Origin of the sequence: Streptomyces longwoodensis, assembly GCF_001514125.1 — a bacterium.
GTDB lineage: Bacteria > Actinomycetota > Actinomycetes > Streptomycetales > Streptomycetaceae > Streptomyces > Streptomyces longwoodensis.
Genome location: NZ_KQ948555.1, coordinates 384664 through 393114, shown reverse-complemented (window position 1 = coordinate 393114; position 8451 = coordinate 384664). Strand labels below are relative to the sequence as shown.

The following is an 8451-nucleotide window of genomic DNA, read 5'->3' as shown; positions in this document are numbered from 1 at the left end:
ACCGAACCCGCCCTCCCCCGTTGGGGTCTGTCTGCCACATCTGTACGCATCCCATCTGTAGCAAGTGTCCGATTGCCGTCGCAATCAGGATCCGGCCGTAGTTACGTGCATGGGACAGTTCCATGACCGTGTCATGGGGACGCGCAACGGGACACAGCGGGCGATGGCCGCCCGGCGTCAGCGGGGCGCGGAGACGGCCGTGGCACCTTCGCGGCAGATGAGCAGGAGGGCCCGGTCGTCGTTGACGTCCTTGGCGACCGCCTCGATCAGGTGCCAGGCGGCGCCCTGGAAGCCGCCGGCGACGTAGCGGTCGGCCTCGCCGGTGAGGCGGTCGATGCCCTCTGCGATGTCGCGCTCGGCGGTCTCGACGAGGCCGTCGGTGAACAGCATCAGCACGTCACCGGCGCGCAGCGACCCCTTGACCGAGTCGAACTGGGCGCCCTCGTACACCCCGAGGAGGGGGCCCTCGGCGGCCTTCTCCTCCCAGCGGCCGCTGCCCGCGCTGAGCTGGAGGCCCGGCGGGTGGCCCGCGGAGTACAGCTCGTAGTCGCCGGAGTCGAGGTCGAGGACGAGGTGGATGGAAGTGGCGAAGCCCTCCTCCCAGTCCTGGCGCAGCAGGTAGCCGTTGGCGGCGGGGAGGAAGGCGTGCGGGGGTAGGGAGCCCAGCAGGCCGCCGAACGCGCCGGACAGCAGCAGGGCCCGGGAGCCGGCGTCCATGCCCTTGCCGGAGACGTCGGTGAGGACGACCTCGAGGGTGCGGCCGCCGTTGGTGCGGGCCGCGACCACGAAGTCGCCGGAGAAGGACTGGCCGCCGGCCGGGCGCAGCGCCATCTCCTGGTGCCAGCCCTTGGGCAGCTTCGGCAGTTTGCTCTGGACGCGGATGCGTTCGCGCAGGTCGAAGAGCATGGTGCCGCCGCGCCGCCAGGGCACGCCGACGCGGCTGCGGAACTGGGCGATCAGCAGGCCGAAGAAACCGCATGCCGCGACCACGAGGACGACGCCGGGGGTGACCCGGGAGACGCCGCCCTCGGTGTAAGGGCCGAGCCGCACCGACTCCACGATCAGGGCGGTGGCCGCCGCCGCGTACAGGCCGAGCAGGCTGGCCGGGCGCAGCAGGAGGCCGCCGGCGACGATGGGCAGGACCAGCGCGGCCGGGGAGCACCAGACGGGGGCGGCGAGGGTGCCGGCGGCGATGAGCGGGACGGTGAGCAGCAGGCCGGCCAGGGCGATCCAGTCGGAGCCGTCGCCGCGGAAGTAGTCGACGGCGCTTTTGCGCACGCCGGTGCGGACCCGGTGCATCAAGTGCTTCAACCGGGCCGTGACCGTCTCGGCTTCCGCGCGCCGCCCTCGTCCTGCTGCCATCAGTTCGGGACCCTATCCATCGAACCCGCTGCTTGGCACGGGAGGTCCCACTTGTCCCCCGTCCGGGGCCCGACTCCACAGCGGACTCCAGTGAACTGCACGGAAAGCGCTCGCGCCCCGGGGTCGGGGAAATTGCCTCGCCCGGGTCCGCGCGGCCCTGGTACGGATGGACCCATGGTGACCGGGGGACCGACCGAGGAGACGGTGACATGAGCGGGCGTGGTGGCTTCGCGGGCGACCTCCGGGTGCTGCGGCAGGACGAGTGGGACGGCTGGTACGACACGCTGCTGCGGGCGTTCGGCGGGGTCGCGGAGGCGCCGGAGGAGCGTGAGACGTGGCGGGCGCTGACCGAGTCGGACCGGTCGCTCGGGGCGTGGGACGGGGACGTGTGCGTGGGGACGGCCGGGGCGTTCTCGTTCCGGCTGACCGTGCCGGGCGGGGCGTCGGTGCCGGCCGCGGGCGTGACGATGGTCAGCGTGGCCGCGACGCACCGGCGGCGCGGGGTGCTGACGTCGATGATGCGGCGGCAGCTGGAGGACGTGCGGTCCTGGGGCGAGCCGTTGGCGGTGCTCACCGCGTCGGAGCCGGCGATCTACGGCCGGTTCGGGTACGGCGCCGCGACGTTCGCGCTGAGCGCCGAGATCGACACGGCGCGGGTGCGGCTGTCCGTGCCGCCGGGCACCGAGGACGTACGGCTGCGGTACGCGGCGCCCGGTGACGCGCTCGCGGCGTGCGAGGAGGTGTACGCGCGGACGGTGCCGGAGCGGCCCGGGATGCTGGCGCGGCGGCCCGGCTGGGAGCGGGTGGGCCTGCTGGACCCGGAGAGCGAGCGGGGCGGGGCGTCGCCGCTGCAGTGCGTGCTGGCGCAGCGGGACGGGGAGACGGTCGGGTTCGCGCGGTACCGGGTGCGGCCGGAGTGGACGCCGTCCGGGCCCGAGGGGCAGGTGCTGCTGAAGGACCTCGCCGGGATGGACCCGGCGGCGCGGGCGGCGCTGTGGCGGTTCCTGTTCGACCTGGACCTCACGTCGTCGCTGAAGACGCGCGGGCGGCCGGTCGACGAGGACTGGCAGCACCTGGTGTCGGACGTGCGGCGGTGCGGGATGCAGGTGCGCGACGCGCTGCACGTGCGGCCGGTGGACGTCGGGGCGGCGCTCCAGGCGCGCACGTACCAGGCGCCGGTGGACGTGGTGCTGGAGGTGGCGGACGACTTCTGCCCGTGGAACGCCGGGCGTTGGCGGCTCAGCGGCGACGCCAAGGGCGCGAGCTGCGACCGTACGACGGACGCGGCGGACCTCGCCCTGTCGGCGCGGGAGTTGGGGGCGGCGTACCTCGGCGGGGTGTCGCTGGCATCGCTCGCGGCGGCCGGGCGGGTGCGGGAGCTGCGCGGCGGGGCGCTCGCCGAGGCCTCCGTGGGGTTCGGCAGCGCGGTGGCGCCGTGGCTGCCGCACGGGTTCTGACGGCTTCTCCCCGGGGCCGGGGCGGGGTGCGCGTCGGGGTGTTCCGACGTGGCCTGTCCCGGGCCGGGGCGGGTCGGCGTCAGGGTGTCTGGCAGGTGGGGCACCAGAAGAGGTTGCGGGCCGCGAGGTCGGCGGTGCGGACGGGGGTGCCGCACAGGTGGCACGGCCGGTCCGCGCGGCGGTAGACGTAGACCTCGCCGCCGTGGTCGTCCACGCGGGGCGGGCGGCCCATGGCCTCGGGGGTGTGCTCGGGGCGGACCGTGTCGATGCGGTTGGTGCGGACGCCCTCGCGCATCAGGGCGACCAGGTCGGTCCAGAGCGCGTCCCACTCGGCGGCGGTGATGTCACGGCCCGGGCGGTAGGGGTCGATGCGGTGGCGGAAGAGGACCTCCGCGCGGTAGACGTTGCCGACGCCGGCGATGACCTTCTGGTCCATGAGCAGGGCGGCGATGGTGGTGCGGCTGCGGCGTATGCGGGCGTACGCGAGGGCGGGGTCAGCGTCCGGACGCAGCGGGTCCGGGCCGAGGCGCGCGTGGACCGCCCGCTTCTCGTCGTCCGTGACGAGGGCGCAGGTGGTGGGACCGCGCAGGTCGGCGAAACCGGTGTCCGTGGTCAGGCGCAGCCGGATGGTGTCGGTGGGCGGGGGCGCGGGGGCGGAGCCGAGGGCGACCTTGCCGAAGAGGCCGAGGTGGATGTGGACCCAGGTGTCGGGGGTGAAGCCCAGGAAGAGGTGCTTGCCATGGGCCTCGGTGGTGGCGAGGGGCGTGCCGCTGATCAGGGCGGCGGCGTCGGAGAACTTGCCCTGCGGGCTGGTCGCGGTGACGTCGCCCGTGAGGCGGGCGGCGTAGTCCTCGGCCAGCCGGTGAATGGTGTGCCCCTCCGGCACGCTGATCCTGTCCTTCCGTCCCGTTCCGGTCCGCCCCCGCGCGCCTGCGGCTACTGCTGCGGGTGGTGCGCCGGGATCGGGGGGAGGTCGCCCGTCGTCTCGTAGGACGCCAGCATGTCGATGCGGCGCACGTGGCGCTCGTCGCCCGAGAAGGGGGTGCCGAGGAAGGTCTCGACGAACTTCGTCGCCTCCTCCGTGCTGTGCATGCGGGCGCCGACGGCCACGACGTTGGCGTTGTTGTGCTGGCGGCCCAGGGACGCCGTCTCCTCGCTCCAGGCGAGGGCGGCGCGGACGCCCTTGACCTTGTTCGCGGCGATCTGCTCGCCGTTGCCGGAGCCGCCGATCACGATGCCGAGGGAGTCCGGGTCCGCGGCCGTCCGCTCCGCGGCGCGCAGGCAGAAGGGCGGGTAGTCGTCCTGGGCGTCGTAGACGTGGGGGCCGCAGTCGACCGGGTCGTGGCCGGCCGCCTTAAGCCAGTCGACGAGGTGGTTCTTGAGTTCGTAGCCCGCATGGTCCGAGCCGAGATACACGCGCATGGGTGCAGTGTGACACGGGGGCCCGGGGGCAGCAGCGTGGGGTGGCCGACGTACAGCCTGTGACTCAGACTACAGAACCTCAGGGAAACCTCAAATAACAATCCGGAATCAAAGGTTTCCAGATCCGTACACCTCCGATTCACTGGACCGACTCGTACACCGCTCGTACGAGGAACCCCCTCAAGCGGCGCAAAGGAAATCCGTCCATGACTTCGCAGCCGACCCTGTCGAAGGCCGGAAGCGGCCACGGAGGCCCGCACGGATCCGGGGAACCCGGTTCCGGACTCCAGGCCGGACTCAAGAACCGCCATCTGACGATGATCGCCATCGGTGGTGTCATCGGCGCCGGACTCTTCGTGGGCTCCAGCTCCGGCATCCGCACCACCGGTCCCGGCATCCTGCTCTCCTACGCCCTCGTCGGCACGCTCGTGGTGCTGGTGATGCGCATGCTGGGCGAGATGTCGGCCGCCAACCCGACCTCCGGGTCGTTCTCCGCCCACGCCGACCGCGCGCTCGGCCGCTGGGCCGGCTTCTCCATCGGCTGGCTCTACTGGTTCTTCTGGGTGGTCGTGCTGGCCGTCGAGGCCACCGCCGGCGCCACGATCCTGGAGGGCTGGATCCCCGCCGTGCCCCAGTGGGGCTGGGCGCTGATCGTCATGGTGGTGCTGACCGCCACCAACCTCGTCTCCGTCGGCTCCTACGGCGAGTTCGAGTTCTGGTTCGCCGGGATCAAGGTCGTCGCGATCGGCGCGTTCATCGTCGTCGGCGGCCTGGCGGTCTTCGGCGTGCTGCCCGGCGTCGACAGCGACAAGGCGGGCCTGTCCAACCTCACCGGCCACGGCGGCTTCCTGCCCCACGGGCCCGGCGCCATCCTCACCGGTGTGCTGCTGGTCGTCTTCTCCTTCATGGGCAGCGAGATCGCGACGCTGGCGGCCGGCGAGTCCGAGGACCCGCAGCGGGCCGTCACCAAGTCGACCAACAGCATCATCTGGCGCATCGCCGTGTTCTACCTGGGCTCGATCCTGGTGGTCATCTGCCTGCTGCCGTGGAACGACCCGTCGATCAAGGAGAAGGGCTCCTACGTCGCCGCCCTGGACTCCCTCGGCATCGCGCACGCCGGTCAGATCATGAACTTCATCGTGCTGACCTCGGTGCTGTCCTGTCTGAACTCCGGCCTCTACACGGCCTCCCGGATGGCCTTCTCGCTCGGTGAGCGCGGCGACGCGCCCAAGGGCTTCGCCCGGACCACCTCGCGCGGTGTGCCGAGGACCGCGATCGTCGTGTCCGTCGTCTTCGGCTTCGTGGCCGTCTTCTTCAACTACAAGTACCCGGACTCGGTCTTCCTCTTCCTGGTCAACTCCAGTGGCGCGGTGGCCCTGTTCGTGTGGCTCGTCATCTGCTTCTCGCAGCTGCGGATGCGCCGGATCATCCAGGCCGAGGCCCCGGAGAAGCTCGTCGTGAAGATGTGGCTGTACCCGTACCTGACCTGGGCGACGGCCGGGCTGATCGTCTTCGTCCTCGGCTACATGCTCACCGACACCGAGCACGACGGCCGCGAGACGGTGCTGCTGTCGCTGCTCGTGGCCGCGGTCGTCCTCGTCATCGCCTTCGTCAAGGAGGGCCTGGGGAAGCGGAGGCCGCGGCCGGTCACGGACGGCGGCGAGCAGGACCGCGACCCGGCGGACACCCCCCGGTAGTCCGCCGCGCCGCGCGACGCACGGCCACGAAGAGGCCCGCCGGACAGATGTCCGGCGGGCCTCTTCACATGGTGGTGATCAGCGCGTGGTGATCAGCACGGTGGTGCTCAGCGGTCGAGGAGCTTCCAGGCGGTGGGCAGCAGGCCCATCGCCAGCGCCGCCTTGAGGGCGTCGCCGATCAGGAACGGCGTGAGGCCGGCCGCGATCGCGGCGGACGCGGACATGCCGGTGGCCAGGGCCAGGTAGGGCACGCCGACCGCGTAGACGATCGCCTCGCCGAGCAGCATGGTGGCCGCGGTGCGCCACACGTTGCGGTCGGCGCCGCGCCGGGCGAGGGCGCCGACGACGGTGGCGGCGAGGAGCATGCCGAGGACGTAGCCGAAGGAGGGGGCCGCCGCGCCGGAGCCGCCCTGCGCGAACCACGGCACACCGGCGACGCCCGCCAGCGCGTACAGCGCGAGGGACAGGAAGCCGCGGCGGGCGCCCAGGGAGGTGCCGACGAGCAGCGCGGCGAAGGTCTGGCCGGTCACCGGCACCGGGGAGCCGGGGACGGGCACCGCGATCTGGGCCGCGAGCCCGGTCAGGGCGGCGCCGCCGAGGACCAGGGCCACGTCCCGCAGACGGGAGGCGGGCAGGAGGTCGGCGAGGACCTCGCCGGTACGGGCCGGTGCGGCGGCAGCGGTGCTCATTGGGGGTCTCCGCGGGGTGAGGGCAGGCTGGACACCGTGACGCTATCCCAGGGCGGCCGGCGTGATCACCGTCAGCCGTCGACAAAGGCGCCGCCACCGGCTTCATCGGGTCCGCACAAAGAGGGCGACCTCTGCGCGGCCCGACGTGACGCCGGTCACTGAGGTGGCGTGGCCGGTGCGACGCGGGCCGGGCGGGAGGCGTCTGTAGGGTTCCGCCAATCCGGGCGGGGGCGTCTCATTCCCGTGTCTCAGCGCTCGGTCGCCCTCTGGGCAGGACGTCGGCCGCCTTGCTAGCTTCGGGCGCATGGTCGCCCAGTCCCGGTACTTCTCGTCGCGTCGCCACGTCGACCTGCGGCGCGTGGACACGGCCGCCTGTCGCCCCCGGCGGTGAGGCGGCCGGGTCGCTCCGGCACGCCTCGCCCACTGCGCGAGCAGCGAAGTGAAGGCGCACTGCCGGACCGGCCCCGAGGAAGCTCCCATGCCCCGTACCGCGACACCCCGTACCCAGACGTCCGCCGTCCCCGCGTCTGCCGCGGTGGCGGCCGGCCCGTCCGTCTCGCCCGTCCCCCGGGTCGCCGACCCCGACCGGCGGCGCACCAGCGCCAGCGCCGTGCTGCGGACGGTGCTGGAGCACGGCCCGGTCGCCCGCAGCACCGTGGCCCGGCTGACCGGACTGTCCCCGGCGTCGGTGACGGAGCACTGCGCCCGGCTGGCCGGGCTCGGGCTGGTCCGGGAGGCGGCCCCGCCCCGCACGGCCGGCGCCCGCGTCGGCCGGCCGCACGTCCCCGTGGAGCTGGACGACACCGGGTTCGTGGTGGCCGGGGTGCACGTGGCCGTGCCGTACACGACCGTCGCGCTGCTGGACCTGCGGGGGCGGGTGCTGGCCCGCCGGGAGGTGAAGCACGCCTCGACGGACCCCGGCCGGGTGCTCACCGGCGCCGTCGACGCGCTGGAGGCGCTGCTCGCCCGGGCCGGCCGTCCTGCGCTGGGCGTCGGGGTCGCGGTGGGCGGCTGGGTGGACCGGGACTCGGGGACGGTGGTGGAGCACCCGCTGCTGGGCTGGCGGGACGTGCCGGTGCGCGAGCTGCTCGGTGCCCGCACCGGCCTGCCGGTCCATGTCGACGGCCACGCGCGGGCGTTGGTCAACGCCGAGCGGCTGTTCGGACGGGCGCGGGGCAGCGGGAGCCTGCTGCACCTGTTCGTCGGCAACGTGGTCGACGCGGCGTTCGCCACCCGGGACGGGGTGCACCACGGTCCCCGCTCGCAGGCGGGCGCCATCGCGCACCTGCCGCTGGCCGGGGGCCGCGAGCCCTGCGCGTGCGGGCGGGTCGGCTGCCTCCAGGTGGAGCTGAGCGAGCGGACGTTGTGCCGGCGGGCCCGGGAGGCGGGGGTCGTCGACGGGGCGAACCCGATGCGGGTGGTGGCCGCTGCGGCGGGCGGGCACCCGGTGGCGGTGCGGCTGCTGGTGGAGCGGGCGCGGATGGTGGGCCGGGCGGCGGGGCTGCTGCTCGACGTGCTGAACCCGGAGCGGGTCGTCGTGACCGAGGTCGGTGCCATGGTCCGCGCGGACTGTCTCGCGGCGCTGCGCGCGGAGGTCGGTGGAGCGCGGGCGGACTGTGTCGCGCCGACGAGCTTCCCGCTCGATTCCGTACTGGCCGTGGCGGGCGGCGCGGTCGCCCTGGACGTGCTTTTCCGGGACCCGCTGGGCGCGTCACCTCGATTTAATTAATTCAGAAACGCGGAATGTTGACAGGGGCCGAGCGTGACCGGGAGCCTGGTGCCCATGAGCTGTCGCACCTTCTGTTGCTGACGCCCCGGCGCGCC

At 73.4% G+C, this 8451-nt stretch carries 7 protein-coding genes; 3 read left to right on the top strand and 4 right to left on the bottom strand.

What is annotated here, in order from left to right; all coding sequences use genetic code 11:
* Positions 1 to 177 precede the first annotated feature (177 nt).
* The gene (locus AQJ30_RS21585) at positions 178 to 1362 is read right to left on the bottom strand and encodes a PP2C family protein-serine/threonine phosphatase (RefSeq protein ID WP_067236552.1); all 1185 of its coding nucleotides are present in this window, start codon (positions 1360 to 1362) and stop codon (positions 178 to 180) included.
* Between the two features lie 209 nt (positions 1363 to 1571).
* Here AQJ30_RS21585 and AQJ30_RS21580 point away from each other — a divergent pair, with 209 nt between their 5' ends.
* Positions 1572 to 2819, top strand: coding sequence for a GNAT family N-acetyltransferase (locus tag AQJ30_RS21580; protein ID WP_211279049.1), 1248 nt, complete (start codon positions 1572 to 1574; stop codon positions 2817 to 2819).
* A gap of 79 nt (positions 2820 to 2898) precedes the next feature.
* Here the strand turns inward: AQJ30_RS21580 and AQJ30_RS21575 are convergent, their stop codons facing one another.
* Both AQJ30_RS21575 and AQJ30_RS21570 read right to left on the bottom strand, forming a co-directional pair.
* Positions 2899 to 3705 (bottom strand): Fpg/Nei family DNA glycosylase, encoded by an 807-nt coding sequence (locus AQJ30_RS21575; RefSeq protein WP_067236550.1) that lies wholly within the window; start codon positions 3703 to 3705, stop codon positions 2899 to 2901.
* 50 nt (positions 3706 to 3755) lie between these two features.
* A complete protein-coding gene (locus AQJ30_RS21570) occupies positions 3756 to 4241 on the bottom strand; it encodes a ribose-5-phosphate isomerase (protein ID WP_067236545.1) in 486 nt (161 codons plus the stop codon).
* Positions 4242 to 4447: 206 nt separating this feature from the next.
* On the opposite strand from AQJ30_RS21570, the gene AQJ30_RS21565 reads away from it, so the two are divergent.
* Complete coding sequence (locus AQJ30_RS21565; RefSeq protein ID WP_067236542.1) at positions 4448 to 5938, top strand: amino acid permease; 1491 nt, start codon at positions 4448 to 4450, stop codon at positions 5936 to 5938.
* Positions 5939 to 6045: 107 nt separating this feature from the next.
* Here the strand turns inward: AQJ30_RS21565 and AQJ30_RS21560 are convergent, their stop codons facing one another.
* The gene (locus AQJ30_RS21560; RefSeq protein WP_067236539.1) at positions 6046 to 6627 is read right to left on the bottom strand and encodes a biotin transporter BioY; all 582 of its coding nucleotides are present in this window, start codon (positions 6625 to 6627) and stop codon (positions 6046 to 6048) included.
* Between the two features lie 478 nt (positions 6628 to 7105).
* On the opposite strand from AQJ30_RS21560, the gene AQJ30_RS21555 reads away from it, so the two are divergent.
* On the top strand, positions 7106 to 8356 hold the full coding sequence (locus AQJ30_RS21555; RefSeq protein WP_067236536.1) for an ROK family protein: 1251 nt from the start codon (positions 7106 to 7108) through the stop codon (positions 8354 to 8356).
* Positions 8357 to 8451 lie beyond the last annotated feature (95 nt).